The organism is Moorena sp. SIO3I8, assembly GCF_010692325.1.
GTDB lineage: Bacteria > Cyanobacteriota > Cyanobacteriia > Cyanobacteriales > Coleofasciculaceae > Moorena.
On sequence record NZ_JAAHHW010000060.1, the window covers coordinates 1 to 17,740 of the forward strand.

The following is a 17,740-nucleotide window of genomic DNA, read 5'->3' on the forward strand; positions in this document are numbered from 1 at the left end:
CCAACAGTTTTTTAGTTTCGGTATTTAATTCTCTAATGAATCTCATATAAATACCCATTTTCAGTGATTTTATCTAATTATAGATTATTATGTCAAAAATAGGTAATTAATTTTGTGCACCTGCTTAGCTATTCAAAACTGGTAAAAATTATGGTACTCTTAACCGGTGCTAATCAGATCATGTCTTAACAAAACTCGCGGAATTCCCCACCGTCTTTCACGGTGGGGATGGATAGCGAGACGATCACTTATATTGAAAAGCCTAAAACTTGACGTATTACTGCAAAATCTATATAATAGTAACAGAGGTCGAGAACAGAGGCAAGCGCAGTGAAACATAAAGCTGTCAAAGTCAGGATTTATCCCACTCAAGAGCAGATTCAGATTCTTGCTCAGCATTTTGGATGTGCTCGATGGTGGTGGAATTATGCTCTAAATCAGTGTATAGAAACTTACCAAGAGACTGGCAAAGGGCTAAAACAATCTGCGCTTAACTCTATGTTGCCAAAACTCAAAAAAGAAAAAGAAACTGAATGGCTAAAAGATTGTTACTCTCAAGTCTTGCAATCTGTGAGTCTCAATCTTAGTCGTGCATATCAAAATTTTTTTGAGGGTAGGGCAAAATACCCTAGATTCAAGTCCTATCATCATCGCCAATCAATTCAGTATCCTCAAAAAGTCAAGCAAGTGGGCGATTGTCTTAAATTCCCTGGAAAACTGGGAGTTGTAAAGGCAGTAATTCATCGCCCGCTGGACGGGGAAATCAAGACTGTTACAGTCAGTAAGACTCCTTCTGGGAAATACTACGCCTCTGTGCTGATGGAATATGATTATAGTAGCTCAAAGGTGTCCAAGGATGGGAAAACAATCGGGATTGATTTGGGTATCAAGGATTTTGCTATAACCTACGATGGCGAAAATATCTCTAAATTTGCTAACCCTAAACATTTAGTCAAGTACGAAAATAAACTGGCCAAAAAACAACGGATTGCCACCCGAAAGAAAAAAGGAAGCAATAGATGCATAAAGGCCAGAAAGATTGTAGCTAAGGTATACGAACGGATTGGAAATGTCCGCCAAGACTACCTGCACAAACTATCTAGAAAGATAGTGGATCATAATCAAGTAGTGGTAGTCGAAAACCTAAACGTCAAGGGCATGGTTCGTAACCATAAACTAGCTAAAGCAATTTCTGATCTAGGTTGGGGAACCTTTGTAAATTTTCTATCTTATAAGTGCGAAAAAGAAGGAAAGGTATTGGTGGAGATAAACCGGTGGTTCCCCAGCTCTAAAACCTGTTCTAATTGTCATTACCAAATCAAAGAGTTGCCACTTGATGTCAGGTCTTGGGTTTGTCCAAGTTGTGGAACTCACCACGATAGAGATGGTAATGCGGCAAAAAATATTAGAGCAGAAGGGATCAGGATGCTATCCTCCTCTGGGACGGGGGAGGTCAACGCCAGCGGAGAAGAAGTAAGACCAAGACGCGGACGTCCGTCCAAGTTAAGGCATTCTTCTGTGAAACTGGAAGCCCCGACCTCTACGTTCGCGTAGCGTGGCCATAGGCCAAGTAGGTCGGGGTAGTTCACGCAGTATAAATGTACTGTTTTTGGAAAACTGTTTTTGGCAAACTAAATTTAAAAGAGTATTATGTCAACAACTTTTAAAGAGACCACAAAGAATCTGAGATTCAGTGAGGATCGCCTAGGAATTAACTATCTCGGGAGTGCCAACCTGCCTACTGCAACAGATGATGGCAAAGATATCATTGGAGGATTAACCCAAAGGCCGAAATCTTTGCCACCTCGTTACTTTTACGATCAAAAAGGCTCCCAATTATTTGAGCAAATCTGCGAGTTACCGGAATATTATCCCACCCGCACAGAAGCAGAAATTTTACAACAGTATGCTGTAGACGTTGCTCAATTTACGGGAGCTTGCGAATTGGTGGAGCTGGGTAGTGGCAGTTCTACCAAGACTCGCTTGTTGTTGGATGCCTATGAAAACCAGGGATATCCGTTGCGCTATGTTCCTATTGATGTGAGTGGGGAGATTCTTGAGGAGAGTGCCAAGCAGCTGTTGCTGGATTATCCCAAGTTAAAGGTTCAGGGTCAGGTGGGAACCTATGAACACGCCCTGAGCCAATTAACTCCAACACCATTACCTAAGCGGATGGTTTTCTTTTTGGGTAGTAGCTTGGGGAATTTTGCTCCTGAACAGTGCGATCGCTTTTTTGAGCAAATCACAGGTTTACTAGCACCAGGAGATTACTTTTTGTTGGGCATTGACTTACAAAAACCGAAGGAGATTCTGGAAGCTGCCTATAACGATAGTCAGGGGGTGACTGGGGCATTTAACCTGAATATGCTAGCACATCTGAACTGGCGTTTCCAAGGAAATTTTGACCTCGATCGCTTTACCCATCAGGCGATTTATAATCAATCAGAAAGTCAGATTGAGATGTATTTACATTGCCAGGAAACCCATGTTGTGCGCTTAGCCAGCCTGGATTTAACGGTTGAGTTTCAAGCAGGAGAAAGCATGCTTACAGAAATTTCTCGCAAATTCAATGTAGAGCAGATGCAGCACTATCTAAACGGTCGGGGACTAAACACAGTTCAGGCTTGGACTGATACCAAGCAATGGTTTGGTTTACTCCTGTGTCAGATACAGAGATACTCTTAAACCGTCATTAATCGGGATCAACCCGTATAAATCGGTCAAGGTGCAATTTATTGTGGCCCAAGTGAGAAGTGGTCAAGCGGCAATTGGAGTTAAGCCTCCCGGAGACGAAACCTTAGAATAAGGCAGCCTTAATCATAAAGTTTTAACCCTTTTACCCATAGCCGACAAACCATAAAGGCTGCCTTATTCTTACGGTAACTTCGTTCCCACCTGTCTATTTGGGCGCTCCTGGCATCTCGACCAGGAGTTGCTTGAAAGCCTTAGTTTTGCTATGTTTGGGATCAATCCAACCTAGCTCAACCCCATCAACCAAACTTAGTCCCATCCCTTCCGGAGACGAAACCTTAGAATAAGGCAGCCTTAATCATAAAGTTTTAAACCTTTTACCCATAGCCGACAAACCATAAAGGCTGCCTTATTCTGACGGTAACTTCTAACCAAGTAACGCGCGGTACGACGCAACAAGACTGCCTGTACCTCGTTCTTGTTCATGTACCGAGTAATTTCAAGATCAGTCCCACGAGCAAGAATATTTTTGGCAGCATTATAATCAGCCTGCAACACGACCCCATCAAATCCGGTAAAATTGTCCCCAGTCCTTTTGCCCAACAGGGTTCCGGTTCTAGAGTCAATTTGCGACGTGTAACTAGGTTGAACTTCTGTGACAACCGAACCAGTCCAATTAGCCCATTTCTGCAAAGAGTCCCGCATCACTCCTTTCATCCAACTATTAAGTTTGCGGGACACGGTCTTGGATCGGCGTTTGTTTCGTATCGGTTGAGTTAAATCTTCTGCAAATACTTTTAATGACTCCCCGTTAAAGAGAGATTTAGAAGCCGCTCCTATTTTTGCGGTTAGTTCTGATTGATTTTGTCTGTAACGGCGATTTTCTGTTTTCCTACTTAGGTTATTTTTTAGTATTCTAGCCGACTTTGCTGGATCTAACTTTTCTAGCTTTCTGTGAAGTGCCCACAGTTTTCCTCTATTGCGGTTTTTAGCACATATACGATCTGATTTTTTGGTGATTATTTTTCCAAGTCCTGTACCGTGAGCCTGACCCTCTGAGTCATAAAAAGCTTCGGTGTAACCTTTGTCCACCCCGATACTTCGACGTTCAGATGGAACTTCTACGGTACCATGGTCTACCAAAAAGTTAATTTCAAATCTTGGCAATATTTGGTCATAGATTAATCTAATCTGTCCTTTTATTTTTCGATTAGATTTGACAATTATTTTATTCCTTTTTCCCTTTGTTAATCCAGCTAGTTCCAGTTGCCAAGTGTTCCGCGAAAGTCTTTTACATTTGTAGCCAACTTGCTGGTAAACTATCTGATTCTTAACCCAAGAATGACCTCTTTGAAATTCTTTTCTAACAAGTCTGTGCAGTAAAGAATTGTCCAGGAATGCCGAAGTCTTAAGTTGCGTGACATATTCCTTCCGTTTGTTTTTATTTTCTTTTGCTGGAAATCTTTTGTAAATCTTTTTAATAACCGCATCTTTACAAGCTGCTTGTTGGGCTGTAATAGCCTTACCTACGTCATTAACGGTCCAGTCCATTAATTTTGCAGGTAATCCCAGAGTATCTGGATTTCTAAAACTTTTTACTTCTGGAATAGCTTTTTTCCAGTCAAGGTTCCAGTAGTTGATGCTTCCCAGTTTGTTGTAAGACTCAGATCTGACAATGCCCAACTTTTTCATTGTAGACAGCAACTCTGTCTCAACCACCTTTGTCATACCGATGACAAGGACGATTTGAGTCGATATTTTTTTAGTTGCTCCTACTTTCTTCGGCATTGCTGCTGTGTGAATCCTATACTTTAATAGTACCCTAGTGCTAGATAATTTTCAATGTCGGGTTTATACTATTAAATACCGTATTATCCCTATTTAATAGGGCTTGATTGCTCGACTGTGTAATAGACGTGTAAGCATTTAGCTATCAGCTTAAGCGCTACGCGCACGCTACGCGAACAGCTTAAGCGCTACGCGCACGCTACGCGAACAGCTTAAGCGCTACGCGCACGCTACGCGAACAGCTATCAGTTATCAGCTCTCAGTTATCAGCTAAAGGCTGACGGCTGACCACTGACCGCTGACCACTGACTGCTGACCGCTGACCGCTGACTACTGACCGCTGACCACTGACCACTGACCACTGACCGCTGACCGCTGAATATAGACACCCCTAAGTTTAAGAATAGTATTTGGAACTCAAACCATGGATACTCTCCAATCTAGTCAATTCCCTCGCCTTGACAGCTGCAGTCGCGAAACCATTATCAATTACTTTAAGAATTCATGGGAACTCGAAGATGTTCTGATGAAAAGTCTGGTTGGTGAAGAAACATTCTATATCAGTCCCGACCCCTTAAGAAACCGTCTGATTTTCTATTTGGGTCACTCCGCTGTCTTCTACATCAATAAATTCCTTGGGGTTGGGTTATTAGATAAACCGATTAATGCTAACTATGAAATCCTGTTTGAGATTGGTGTGGACCCGGAAACTCCTGAAGAACTCGATCAAGCAACCAAAGATATCCACTGGCCGACAGTGGAAGAGGTTTGGCGCTATCGAGATCAAGTGTATGGGGTGGTTATAGAAACTATCGAAAAGACTCCTCTGAATCTGCCAATTCATCAAAATCACCCTCTTTGGGCGCTGATGATGGGAATTGAACACAGTCGCACGCACTTTGAAACCTCTTCGATGCTGATCCGACAACTGCCTGTAGAGCGGCTTGAACGTCCTGACAGCTGGAATTATGCTGTTTCTAATGGCAAGGTTTCCAAGAATGAAATGCTCCAAGTTTCTGGGGGTTCGGTAGAACTTGGTAAACCAGAGGATTATCCTACCTATGGCTGGGATAGTGAATATGGCAATCGTTCGGTGGAGGTTAAACCGTTTTTAGCCAGTGAGTATCTGATTACCAACGGAGAATTTCTGGAGTTTGTGAATGATAATGGCTACGATAATCCAGATTACTGGGATAAAGAATCCTGGACGTGGAAGACAATCTATAATATCAAGCACCCTAAATTCTGGATACCTACTAATAGTGGCTACAAGTATCGAGCCATGTTTGACGAGATTGACCTTCCTCTCGATTGGCCGGTTGAAGTGAATCACCATGAAGCCATGGCTTACTGTCGTTGGAAGGGGCAAGGGATTCGTTTGATGAGTGAAGCGGAGTGGAATCTTGCTACTGCTGGCAGGGATGAAAGTAGCACAAATTTCCAACAAGACCCCTTTGCGATACAGGATTACAATCTAAATCTCAAGTTTGGCTCACCTAGCCCAGTGGGTATGTTAGAAACTGCTAGAAGTCCTGCTGGACTCTATGACTTGCGGGGGAATGTATGGGAGTGGCTGAGTGATGACTTCAAGCCGCTACCAGGATTCAAGCCCCATCGGCTCTATGAAGATTATTCTGCTCCCTTCTTTGATACCCAACATAACATGATGCTTGGTGGTGCTTGGGTGACTACTGGAACAGAAGCATCCACATTCTATCGTAACTGGTTCCGTCCCTACTTCTATCAACATGCTGGGTTTAGAATTGCTGCTTCTTGACATCCTCCCTCGGTAAATCGCCAAATCTCCCAAAAATAGGAATTTTGGCTGATAAACTGCTAGTGATGTCATTGATTCGACTTACCTAAGTATGATTCAAATTTCTGAAAGGATTCAAAATTTAAAAGAGTCACCTTTTGTTACATTTGCTGCCTTGGCAAGCAAATACAATGGTGTTGTCAGTTTAAACAGTGGTTCTCCAGGTCATGGGACAATTCCTGGTGTTCAAGAAGCAATTCACCAAGTTAGTACTAAGGACATATCCCTTTACCGAACACCTCACTACGGTTCCCTAAAAGCCCGTCAGGATGCAGCTCAATATTTCCGACAGAGGTACGGATTGGAATTTGATCCGCAGCGAGAGATTAACCTCACCACCGGGTTTACCCATTTATTTCATTGTCTTTGCACAACTATTATCAATCCAGGGGATACAGCCCTATTTATCGAACCCTTTTTTCCCCAGTATGAGCAGCCTCTTACTTTAGCAGGGGGGAAAATGGTTACTATCCCCACTCAGGAACAGGATAAGTGGAAACCCCAACCCGAGGCAATCAAAACTGCATTTAGCAATTATCCAGATGCTAAGATGATTGTTTTCAACTATCCCAATAACCCTTCTGGTGCAACTCTGACACTAGAAGATTGGAATGGAATTATCGATATCTTAATTGAGGAAATTACCAGAAGGAAACAGCACCAAATCTTGCCACCTCTGATTTTGCTTGATGACGCTTATGTTCCCCTCTTTCATCATGGAGAAGTCAATGAACATCCAACTTTTGGTCTAGCCTTAAATAAGCGATTTCAGAGGGCACAGTCATCAGAGATGACTTCTCTCCATCAGTTAATGGAATCTGTGCTAATTGCTTGTACGCTGTCTAAGGAAGGCAATGGCGGTACATTGCTAGGTCTGGGGGCTTCTAAGAATGTTAAGTTACTTGGAGCAATGCGAATTCCTCAGAAAGCTACTGTGATTACTTCCAATGCTATGGGAGAAGTCGCGTTAAGTGCTGTGATTCAAAAGGATCCCCAAAAAACCATTCAATGGGCTGGAACCCTTTATGAAAGTCGATTAAATCAATTGGCTGAGGGCTTAAATACTATCTTTGAAAAACATGGTATAACTAACTCGGGTGGCACTGGGCAAAAGCCAGCCAGCTTTGTTCCTGAAGCCGGAATGTATCTTTATGCCAACTTCTACCATTTTAAAGGTTGTCAGGTTACTGCTGATTTCCTAGAAAGGCTTCGAGTTCTAGCAGAAGGCAAACTTAATCTAGAGTCTTTGTATCTCCAGAACCAGATTAATTATAGTTTAGAGGTAGCATTATGGTTGTTAGTGGAAGCTAAAGTATCTACAGTGCCCATCGGTAGGCAAGAAGATTGCTATCTTCGTTTTTCTGTGGGTTTACCCCAAGCGGTTGTAGAAACTTATGCTAAGACAATTGATAGACAAAAAACTGAAGAACATGGTAAAACGTTAATTAGTCAAGCCCTATTACAAATTGAACAAGCATTGCCAAATCTGAGAAATTGAGTTTGAGCTTAGTTTGAGCAATTCAGTAATTAAATCAGGAGTGACAAATTAAAAAATGTCTAGAAAAAAAATAGGAATTATCGAACTGAAACCACAAACGCAAAGAGCGAACGCAAATTATTTAATCGATGTAGCCCGCAAAGGGTATGATGTTCAACACTTCGATCCCCAACTCAAATATGGGGGAACAAAACTTTCCCTTTCCCAACAGGAAGGCTATTATCCCAACTGCAATCTTATTGTTCTGAAAAAATTAGGCTACGCCGTTACCGAAATCCTGCAATAAAACAACGAAAAAGAAGCTTTAGCCTGCTTCCAAGCTTACCGGCAACTGTTCTCCGCAGCTAGCAAGTGCCAAGATAGCAACAACTCATCTCTTCCCTACATTCAAAAAATCCAGTTTTTACCAGAGGATCTGTTTGCCGACATCGATCCGGCTGATTTAATTTCCCCCAATGGGTTTAGGATTCCTGAACACCTCAATACCTGGGAAGAAATCCAGGACTATTCAGCAAAGTTGCTGGTGCCAAAACTACTCCTAGCTGCCATTTGTGGCATCCACAACCAATTGCCCTGGATGGATACAGACATGGATCTCAACTCCACCATGCACACCATGCGACCGGATCCAGACAAGTATCATGTTAATGCTGGCTATGGCGGTGGCTATATCAAGCAGCACACCGATGGCTATTGGAATGAGCGCAGTAATGTCCCTCTAATTATCGTTTTTCTCAGCATTAGCAATCCCAACCGGGAACCAACGGGTTTTATTCCTGTAGATGCCATTTTTCGGATTCCCTTCCCCAATTCCCAAGTTTACGATGACTGGCGTGCAGTCTTCGATGATTTGATTCCAGCGGGTAAAAGCCCTGAACAATTTGTGCAATGGGTTGTTGATCAAGCGACTCAATCCCAGTTTTCGTTTGTTATGGGTGTACTGGGTGGGGATGCTAAACGAGGTGTTGACGAGACTCCCCTCTTAGAGAAAGACCCCAATCATGGTGGCTACCTGTTTCGAGCCAAATCAACCTTTCAGTCTTCTAAGCCAGATGCTGCACCTGTGGTGGAATTCACCAATCGCATGATCGAGTTTTTGGGAAGCCAGAAAGTAGCAGATACATACCTAGAAGTGTCTTTATCACCTGGAGAAATATATCTGGCTCTAAATGGGGCGGGATTATCAATTGATGCCAATCCTGACTATGAAGCTGATGGTTATGCCTACCCGGTAAAAGGAGCAGCAACGATTCACGGCAGGGGTAAATTGGCAGCAAGTGACGGTAAAATTGACAGAACCTTGGCACGGGGTAATAGTTTAAAAGGTCAGGAAAGAACGTTTTACGCCCCAGATTATGGAGCTGATTTGCTGTTAGAGGAGTTGAAAAAATGTTCTTCTGATCCTAAACTAGCATTGCTGGATCGAAATAGCTTCTTCCCAGACCAGGGGATTGTTACTAAGCTTCTCCAGGAAGGCATTCGTGGTAACCAATTGAAACGATAACTGACGTTAGTAAAAATGGGGTTTAGCTGAATTACAATCTGACTGATTGGGTTATCCAGGAAATTTATAGTCTTCAGCTACCCAATCTCTAAAAAAATTAGCCTCAAAAATATTCTATTAAAATCTAAAAATAACCCCATGGCGAATTTGTCAGTAATTGATACATTTAATCAAAGCTACTTTGATAGCAAAGATATGGACTTATTTTACCGAAGAGTATCCGGTGAGCATACCCATTGTGGAATCTTTGAACATCCAAATGAAGATGTGTATATCGCTAAGAAGCGCACTACCGAATATATGACATCATTGCTGACCTTGGATCGAGATAGTCACCTGCTTGATTTAGGTTCTGGCTATGGTGGAGCAGCACGATATATAGCAAAAGAATTCGGCTGTCAGGTATCTTGTATAAACCTCAGCGAACAACAGAATGCCATTAATATTGAGCGCAATCAAGAGGAGGAGTTGAGTGATTTAGTCCATGTGCATCAAGGAAGTTTTGAAAAGTTCCCCTTTCCTAACTCTACATTTAATGGGGCTTGGGCACAAGATTCGTTTTATTACAGCGATACCCAATTACAAGGGTTTAGAGAAGCTCATCGAGTGTTAGTAAAGGGTGGTGAATTTATCGCCTGCACCTATTTCTTCAGTGGTAATTATCCTTCCCCAGAAGAGGTGAATAAAGTTGTGAATTGGTACACTGGGGGCGGAATTCACAAGGTCTATTTCTTGCATATAGATGATTATCGAAAAGTTGCTGATGAAATTGGGATGGCTGAGGTACAAGTGATTGAATTAACCCATCATATTTCTGTTAATTATTTGCAAATTTTGAAAAAAATGAAAGAAATCCAAGCTGATGAACAGCTCTGGAGTGATGAGTTTTTTGAGAAGAAGAAGCAACGGCTACTGGATTGTGCGGAAGTTGGTAAAAGCGGCTTACTTCAATGGGGTATCTTGCACTATCGGAAAGAAAATTAGCCCCCAGTAACACAAGAATAACAAACTATGGACTATCGCAACATCATCACCATCGAGCCTGGTAAACGCAGTGGTAAACCTTGTATAAGAGGCATGCGCATTACTGTCTACGACATTTTATAATATCTGGCCGGGGGAATGACAGAAGCAGAAATTCTAGACGATTTTTCTGAACTAACCTCCGAAGATATCAAAGCCTGTCTTGCTTTTGCAGCAGAGCGTGAAAAAAAGTTATTCGTGGTATCTTTGTGAAACTTCGTGTACAAAATGTCTATAGAAAGGAGCGCTTTTATGATGTCATGGAGAATGATGAAGTAAAAAACGAATATTAGAAGCAGGCAATTTCATCAATAACAATAAATACAGTAGTAGTTGAAGTAGAACCAGGTAAATCAATCCTTCTACTTGGGTCAATGGTAATTAATAGAGCGTGGAGAGTAATATTATCCTGATCCTAATACTAACCTCAAGACTTCTTTAGAAATCTGGACTTATAAAGTTAAAGAAATTTAAGCCTTAATAGATACTGAAGTCCAGCAAATAAAACTTCATGGCAGCGGACGAGGACTATTAGAATAGAAAGGTACGCTCGACTTGACCGGAGTGTTTTATGGTTTCATCAGAACTAATCTCGACCTTGAGAGAACTGAGTCGCTCAGACAAGTTCCATATCATACAGATTCTGATTTCGGAACTAGCCCAACAAGAAACGGATTTAATTAAACCTGACCAGTCTTACCCAGTCTGGTCGCCTTATGATGCGGTTGAGGCAGCGGATACAATGTTAAAAGTGCTACAGACTGCCAAAGCTCAAGATCATGGGTAATCCTGAACGATATCCAAAAGACCTAAAAACGGCTCTGCCAAGAGACCCTCACCAACCACGAATATAGCGCAGGAATTCTCACCTAAAAGTTATCTCCTTCAGTCAGGATTCTGGTCATGGCTTTGATCACTGATACGGGAACGCTTACCTCGAAAATACCAACGATACCAATGCTTAGCACTGCGAATCGCTAACCACAGTAGCAGTAAAGCGATTAATCCTCCTTGTTCAGGAGCATCAAAAGCCAAAATTATCAAAACTACGCACAGAAAATCCTGAAGAAACACTACCCACAGAGGCAAGCCACGCAAACGGTAGAACCATCCTACTTGAACTAACTGGAGTACGAAGGCTAATAAGCCGCCGACAATACCGACTACCCAGACAAATCCCGTTAGTTCTTCAGCAAACTGAGTTACAGCAATACCAAGAATTGCTCCCACTAGAGGACTTAACACTAGCTGAACTATTTGCAAGACTCGCTGTCCTAATAGATTTTTGGAGGCAAATAGCTCCACCAATGACCAAATTGTCAAGATAGTCAGCAAGACTGGGGGATGAATCTGTGAGAGTAACGGTACCTTCGACCAGAGTTGGTCACTGTGGAGCAAACCAATTACCAACAGGGGCAGGGCAATTCTCATTCCTGCCGCAGCGGAAGCTGAGAGGGCGGCGAGGAGTGCAATCATGAGCGTCGTGACTTTGGCAAGAGGTTTACTATAAACCAGTCAAGCTTAGAATAATGTAACAAAATATACAGTTTTTCTGTGATTAAATTAAATAACTACGACTGGGTAAATGGTAAATACTGTTAGCTGGAGAAATAAGGCCATGTCTGAGTCATTATTTGCTGATGCCAGTAAACGATTGCATAAATCACTGAAATATGTGTCAATTTCGGAGGATGCGATCGCACGCTTAAAATATCCCAAATCTAGTTTGAGCGTTTCCATCCCAGTCCGCATGGATGATGGCTCGTTACAGATGTTTCAGGGCTATCGGGTTCGCTATGACACCACCAGGGGACCAGCAAAAGGGGGAGTGCGCTATCATCCCAATGTTTGTTTAGATGAAGTCCAATCCTTAGCCTTTTGGATGACCTTTAAATGTGCCACCTTAAATTTGCCCTTCGGGGGTGGCAAAGGGGGAATTACTCTAAATCCTAAAGCCTTATCGAAGCTGGAGTTGGAACGGTTAAGTCGTGGTTACATCGATGCGATCGCAGATTTCATTGGGCCTGATATTGATATTCTCGCTCCCGACGTTTACACCAACTCCATGATTATGGGTTGGATGATGGATCAATACAGCGTCATTCGCCGTCAAATCAGTCCAGGGGTCGTCACAGGTAAACCCTTGGCCTTGGGAGGGAGTGTTGGTCGCGATACCGCTACCGCTACTGGCGCGTTTTTTGTGATTGAATCCATTTTGCCTAAATTTGACCAGCTGCCTCAAAATACCACCGTAGCCGTGCAAGGATTTGGTAATGCTGGTGCTGTGATAGCGCAACTGTTAGCTAAAGCAGGCTATAAAGTTGTGGCTGTCAGTGATTCTCAAGGGGGTATTTATGCCAAAAAAGGCTTAGATATTCCCAGTATTCGCCAATATAAAACATCCAGTCAAGGCATTAAAGCCGTTTACTGTAAAGGTAGCGTTTGCAATATTGTTGAGCATGAAGTCATTACTAATCAAGACCTTTTAGCCTTAGATGTAGATGTCTTGATTCCTGCTGCTTTGGAAAATCAAATCACTGAAGAAAACGTTGATAATATCAGAGCAAACTATATCTTTGAAGTAGCGAATGGACCAGTAACCTCGACAGCTGACAATCGTTTGGAAGAAAAAGGCATCTATGTTTTTCCTGACATTTTGGTTAATGCTGGAGGTGTCACCGTTAGCTATTTTGAATGGTTACAAAACCGGAGTGGACACTATTGGAAGCTCGATGAAGTCCATCAGCGTCTGAAAGAAAAAATGGTGGAAGAAACTGAAACAATTTGGTCACTTTCTCAGGAACTAGCAGTTTCCATGCGCACAGCTGCTTATGTTCATGCTTTGAATCGCCTGGGAGACTCCCTGGATGCTAAAGGAACTAGAGATTATTACTGTAAATAAATCCGAAAGGGGTGCATCTCCTAAAAGCTGTTTGACCCGATGGGTGGAACGGGCATCTTGGTGGAACGGGCATCTTGGTGGAACGGGCATCTTGCCCATTTCATTCCCGGACAGAATGTGCCAACACTGGCTACTAATAAAATCAGGGTGAGCGGCTTCCTAACCTACCCTACGCCACATTTACCTTAAATGTCGGAATTCATCTCCCGCCATAATCTCTGATTTGGCGGTGAGATGAATTCCGACCAATAAAAAAGAATGCAGTATCTATGTTTATCAGGGTTTGTTTATGATAAAATTTTATCATGATTGTACGCGAAGCTAAATTATTAAACGGTTCTCAGTCTCAATATGCAAGACTTGACTCAGCTATAAGGACTGCACAGTTCATTAGGAATAAGGCAGTTAGACTATGGCTAGACGAGCCAGATGTGGACAAATCTCGTATCTCTCGTTTATGCAAAGAGTTAGCCCAACAATTCCCTTTTGCTAAAAAGCTTAACTCAATGGCTCGTCAAGCTTCAGGAGAAAGGGCTTGGAATTCAATATCTAGCTTCTATCGTCGTTGTCGTGAAGGAGCCAAAAACAAAGGTTATCCTCAGTTCAAAAAGTATTCTCGTTCAGTTGAGTATAAAACCTCTGGCTGGAAACTTTCAGAGGACTGTTTAACCATTAATTTCACTGATGGATTTAAAGCGGGTCGGTTTTCTCTATTCTGTAATCATCAAACCAGAGAGGACTTATTCAGACTTAAAATTAACCGGGTACGAGTGGTTAGACGGGCTGATGGATATTATGCTCAATTCTGCTTTGATGCCAGTCGCTTTGAAGCGGGAAACTATACTGGAAATGTTGTCGGTATTGACTTAGGGTTGAAGTATTTCTACAAAGACCAAAATGACAATTCTGCCATCTATCCCAAGTATTTAAGACAAGCTGAGAAGCGGATTAAGAAACTACAGCGGCGGCTGTCAAGAAAGTTTGTCAAAGGCAAGAAGCCTCAATCAAACAACTACCACAAAGCCAGAATTAGACTGGGTAAAGCACATTTGAAGGTTCAAAGGCAGCGTAAAGACTGGGCAGTGAAGTTAGCTCGGTGCGTAGTCCACTCTAACGATGTGGTTGTCTATGAAGACCTCAAGATACAAAACATGGTCAGAAATCATCACTTGGCTAAGTCAATTTCTGATGCTTCGTGGTATCAATTCACTCAATGGTTAGACTATTTTGGGAAAGTTTGGGATAAAACAGTGATTGCTGTTGCACCGAATTATACATCTCAAGATTGTTCACATTGTGGTCATCGAGTGAAGAAATCTCTCAGCACTAGAACTCATCAATGTCCTAAATGCCAGACAGAAATTTGCCGTGATACAAATGCAGCATTAAACATTTTAAAGAAGGGCATGAAGATTCTAGGCATTGAGTGGAATACAGGTACTGAAGGGCATTCAGGAACCTCCGAGTATTCGGGAACGCTTGAGGAGACTACCACCTCTGCTGTAGATGGGCAACCTGAAACAGTAAGTGGTGTCGCTGAGTCAAGAATCACTGTTTGTGAGAATCCCGCGCTGTAATCTCTGATTCAGCGCCGGGAGTATGTCAATATAGCATTTCCAAATATATCATAAAAACTTATCACCAATCTAGTGATAAATCATGATCAAATATTTAATGGTTTGCTAATTATAACGTTTGATAATTTTATAATTTTAGGAAGGGCGTTATCTAGTTAGCGATCGCATACAGCCCAGCAGAGCATATCGCCAACTTTTACAGACAACGATCAAAGGTTAATTTTCCCTCTGGTAGAGAAATGCAAATTACCAAATAGCAATCACAGCAAGACCTTGGTGATTTAATTAAAAATTATCAACAAATCCTTGACAAACCTCTTTTATTCAAAAGCACCTCAAATACCGTGCGCTATGGACATAAGCTGAATACTTACTTCCCAGGTAGCAGCCAGATCGATCTGATTGAAGATAGAAAACAGCTGATAGCTGACGTAGGGAGTAAACCCTAGAGTCAAGTTTTGTATGATTTAAGTTAAGTCTGCTAACTTAATCCTCTTGAATGCCATGACTGACAATGTTCTTGACGTCCGTAATCTGAAAGTCCAATTCCAAACCGATGTAAAACAGGTCACAGCCGTTGACAGCATTGACTTTCAACTGCGTCGAGGACAAACCCTAGGAATTGTGGGGGAGTCAGGTTCTGGGAAATCAGTCACGTCTTTGGCCATAATGGGTTTGATCCCCTATCCTGGTAAGGTTACCAATGGCGAGATTTATTTCCGACCCTCAACTCGGGAAAAAGGGGTGGATTTACTAGGGGTGAGTCCTGATCAAAAACAGTCCTACCGGGGTGGTCAAATCTCGATGATTTTTCAAGAACCGATGACCTCCCTTAACCCAGTTTATACCTGTGGGTTTCAACTGACAGAAGCAATTCTGCAACACCAGGATGTTTCCCTAAAAGAAGCAAGGCGTCAAGCCATGGCTCGTCTTCAAGAGGTCAAGCTACTCCCTAGCGACCAACAATTGAGGGAGACTTTTCTAGAGGAATTCCGTCGGGAGAACCCTGGTCAAGCTATACCGGGGGAACGGCTAATTAATCGTCACATTAACCAGCAAAAACGGGAAATATTAAAGCGCTATCCCCATGAACTGTCTGGTGGTCAATTGCAGCGGGTCATGATTGCGATCGCAATTTCTTGTAACCCTGATGTGTTGATTGCTGATGAACCCACTACTGCTCTCGATGTTACCGTACAGGCAACCATTCTGGATTTGCTCAGGGAGTTACGGGATACCCGAGGGATGTCCATGATTTTTATTACCCACGACTTAGGGGTAATTGCGGAAATTGCTGACAGCGTAGCGGTGATGTACCAAGGCAAAATTGTGGAAAGGGGTGATGTCTGGAAAATTTTCTCTGAACCAAACCATCCCTACACCAAGGGATTATTAGCCTGTCGCCCAACTCTCGACCAAACAATAACATACCTACCGACTGTTTCTGACTTCATGGAGGTGGTAACTACTCCTACTGGAGAACAGGTGATCCGAGAAAAATCAAAAGGGTTGAATGTTGACCGGTTCCAGCTTCAAACTTCCTCAGATAACCTACCCTACGGGAACGCTAAAGGCGAACAACCTTCAAGCTTCCAACCTTCAACCTCCCAACCTTCAACCAAACAACCTTCAACCAAACAACCTTGGCCAAAAGGCCACGCTACGCGAACAACCTTCAACCAAACAACTACACCACCATTAGTTTCGGTGCGTAACTTACAGGTAGGCTTTCCCATTCGAGGCGTATTTGGCGGGACGAAACGCTATCTGATGGCAGTGAATGGAGTATCCTTTGATGTTTATCCTAGTGAAACCTTGGGCTTAGTGGGAGAATCCGGTTGTGGCAAATCTACCTTAGCACGAACATTGCTGCGCTTGATTGAACCAATGGGTGGAGAAGTAAACTTTGATGGTCAAGAAATTACCAAAATCAAGGGTATGGGTTTGCGGCAACTACGCCGTGAAATGCAAATTGTGTTTCAGAATCCCTTTAGTTCCCTCGACCCACGACTGAAGATTGGAGAAGCAGTGATGGAACCCCTATTGATTCATGATGTTGGGGGTAATAGTAAGGAAAAACGCGATCGCGTGGCTGAGTTGTTGGAGCGAGTGGATTTAAATCCTGACTGGATGAATCGCTATCCTCACGAATTTTCTGGAGGTCAGCGCCAGCGGGTATGTATTGCTAGGGCACTCGCTCTTAATCCTAAGTTTATCATTTGTGATGAATCCGTTTCTGCTCTAGATGTTTCCGTACAGGCACAGGTTCTGAATTTGCTGAAACAATTGCAGGAGGATTTCGGCTTAACCTATATCTTCATTTCCCATGACTTGAGTGTAGTCAAATTCATGAGCGATCGCATTATGGTAATGAACCAGGGCAAAATAGAAGAAATTGGTCCCGCTGACAATATTTATCGAGAACCGCAGCAGGATTATACTCGTCAGCTGATTGCTTCTATTCCCACTGGTACTCTCGATCGGATTCAACAGCAGCAAGACAGACGACAAGCTATGGAAATACCTGAGATTAGTGATCCATGGTCTGTTAATTCTGAGATTAGTGATCCATGGTCTGTTAATTAAGGGAAAGGTGATTTTTTTTAATTCAAAATGCTAAATAAAAATTCAAAATTACATAAGCTATCAGCTATCAGCGTGTCGCGTATCAGCTATCAGTATCGAAGTCTGTGCCACGAGTCATGGAATTTTCCCCAGACTCTCAATTCTCATGAATCTGGAATTATTAAATTATCTCGTTCTAGGTTTATTTTAAGCACCTCAAGTAGCGTGAGCTAAAAGCTCACGGCTGACGGCTTACAAAATTACTAGCCTTATAATTTTGAATTGTTGACAACGGATACAAGCCCCTGAATTCATTTCGGGGGTATTTTTTAATTTTGAATTGATAATTTATGGAGTTTAGACTATAGCGATTTTT

14 protein-coding genes and 1 pseudogene are annotated in these 17,740 nt (G+C 42.4%); 12 read left to right on the top strand and 3 right to left on the bottom strand.

Features of this window, described 5'->3' with window-relative positions:
* The first annotated feature begins 330 nt into the window (after positions 1-330).
* Positions 331-1,554, top strand: a complete 1,224-nt coding sequence (locus tag F6K51_RS21255; protein ID WP_075904509.1) for an RNA-guided endonuclease TnpB family protein — start codon at positions 331-333, stop codon at positions 1,552-1,554.
* Positions 1,555-1,650: 96 nt separating this feature from the next.
* A complete protein-coding gene (egtD, locus tag F6K51_RS21260) occupies positions 1,651-2,685 on the top strand; it encodes an L-histidine N(alpha)-methyltransferase (RefSeq protein WP_293023865.1) in 1,035 nt (344 codons plus the stop codon).
* 360 nt (positions 2,686-3,045) lie between these two features.
* On the opposite strand, the gene F6K51_RS21265 is transcribed toward egtD, so the two are convergent.
* Together F6K51_RS21265 and F6K51_RS21270 are read right to left on the bottom strand one after the other, a co-directional pair.
* Positions 3,046-4,479, bottom strand: a complete 1,434-nt coding sequence (locus tag F6K51_RS21265) for a zinc ribbon domain-containing protein (RefSeq protein ID WP_293023867.1) — start codon at positions 4,477-4,479, stop codon at positions 3,046-3,048.
* Between the two features lie 266 nt (positions 4,480-4,745).
* Positions 4,746-4,868, bottom strand: coding sequence for a hypothetical protein (locus F6K51_RS21270; protein ID WP_293023869.1), 123 nt, complete (start codon positions 4,866-4,868; stop codon positions 4,746-4,748).
* A 35-nt stretch (positions 4,869-4,903) separates the two neighbouring features.
* Here F6K51_RS21270 and ovoA point away from each other — a divergent pair, with 35 nt between their 5' ends.
* The 7 genes and pseudogenes from ovoA (at position 4,904) to F6K51_RS21305 (ending at position 11,107) form a co-directional block, all read left to right on the top strand.
* Positions 4,904-6,256, top strand: a complete 1,353-nt coding sequence (ovoA, locus tag F6K51_RS21275) for a 5-histidylcysteine sulfoxide synthase (protein WP_293023871.1) — start codon at positions 4,904-4,906, stop codon at positions 6,254-6,256.
* 91 nt (positions 6,257-6,347) lie between these two features.
* On the top strand, positions 6,348-7,793 hold the full coding sequence (locus F6K51_RS21280; protein WP_293023874.1) for a pyridoxal phosphate-dependent aminotransferase: 1,446 nt from the start codon (positions 6,348-6,350) through the stop codon (positions 7,791-7,793).
* A gap of 55 nt (positions 7,794-7,848) precedes the next feature.
* Positions 7,849-8,079: a hypothetical protein gene (locus F6K51_RS21285; protein ID WP_293023877.1), complete on the top strand. Its 231-nt coding sequence runs from the start codon at positions 7,849-7,851 to the stop codon at positions 8,077-8,079.
* Between the two features lie 237 nt (positions 8,080-8,316).
* On the top strand, positions 8,317-9,297 hold the full coding sequence (locus F6K51_RS21290; protein WP_293023880.1) for a hypothetical protein: 981 nt from the start codon (positions 8,317-8,319) through the stop codon (positions 9,295-9,297).
* A 138-nt stretch (positions 9,298-9,435) separates the two neighbouring features.
* Positions 9,436-10,281, top strand: coding sequence for a class I SAM-dependent methyltransferase (locus F6K51_RS21295; RefSeq protein ID WP_293023883.1), 846 nt, complete (start codon positions 9,436-9,438; stop codon positions 10,279-10,281).
* 27 nt (positions 10,282-10,308) lie between these two features.
* Positions 10,309-10,533, top strand: a pseudogene (locus F6K51_RS21300) (DUF433 domain-containing protein).
* 358 nt (positions 10,534-10,891) lie between these two features.
* On the top strand, positions 10,892-11,107 hold the full coding sequence (locus tag F6K51_RS21305; RefSeq protein WP_293023885.1) for a hypothetical protein: 216 nt from the start codon (positions 10,892-10,894) through the stop codon (positions 11,105-11,107).
* A gap of 98 nt (positions 11,108-11,205) precedes the next feature.
* On the opposite strand, the gene F6K51_RS21310 is transcribed toward F6K51_RS21305, so the two are convergent.
* The gene (locus F6K51_RS21310; protein ID WP_293023888.1) at positions 11,206-11,796 is read right to left on the bottom strand and encodes a DUF4126 domain-containing protein; all 591 of its coding nucleotides are present in this window, start codon (positions 11,794-11,796) and stop codon (positions 11,206-11,208) included.
* A gap of 142 nt (positions 11,797-11,938) precedes the next feature.
* On the opposite strand from F6K51_RS21310, the gene F6K51_RS21315 reads away from it, so the two are divergent.
* The 3 genes from F6K51_RS21315 to F6K51_RS21325 all read left to right on the top strand — a co-directional run bounded on the left by F6K51_RS21315 (position 11,939) and on the right by F6K51_RS21325 (position 17,385).
* The gene (locus tag F6K51_RS21315; protein ID WP_293023937.1) at positions 11,939-13,222 is read left to right on the top strand and encodes a Glu/Leu/Phe/Val dehydrogenase; all 1,284 of its coding nucleotides are present in this window, start codon (positions 11,939-11,941) and stop codon (positions 13,220-13,222) included.
* Positions 13,223-13,527: 305 nt separating this feature from the next.
* A complete protein-coding gene (locus F6K51_RS21320; RefSeq protein WP_293023891.1) occupies positions 13,528-14,799 on the top strand; it encodes a transposase in 1,272 nt (423 codons plus the stop codon).
* A 504-nt stretch (positions 14,800-15,303) separates the two neighbouring features.
* Positions 15,304-17,385, top strand: coding sequence for an ABC transporter ATP-binding protein (locus F6K51_RS21325; protein WP_293023893.1), 2,082 nt, complete (start codon positions 15,304-15,306; stop codon positions 17,383-17,385).
* The last annotated feature ends 355 nt before the right edge of the window (positions 17,386-17,740 follow it).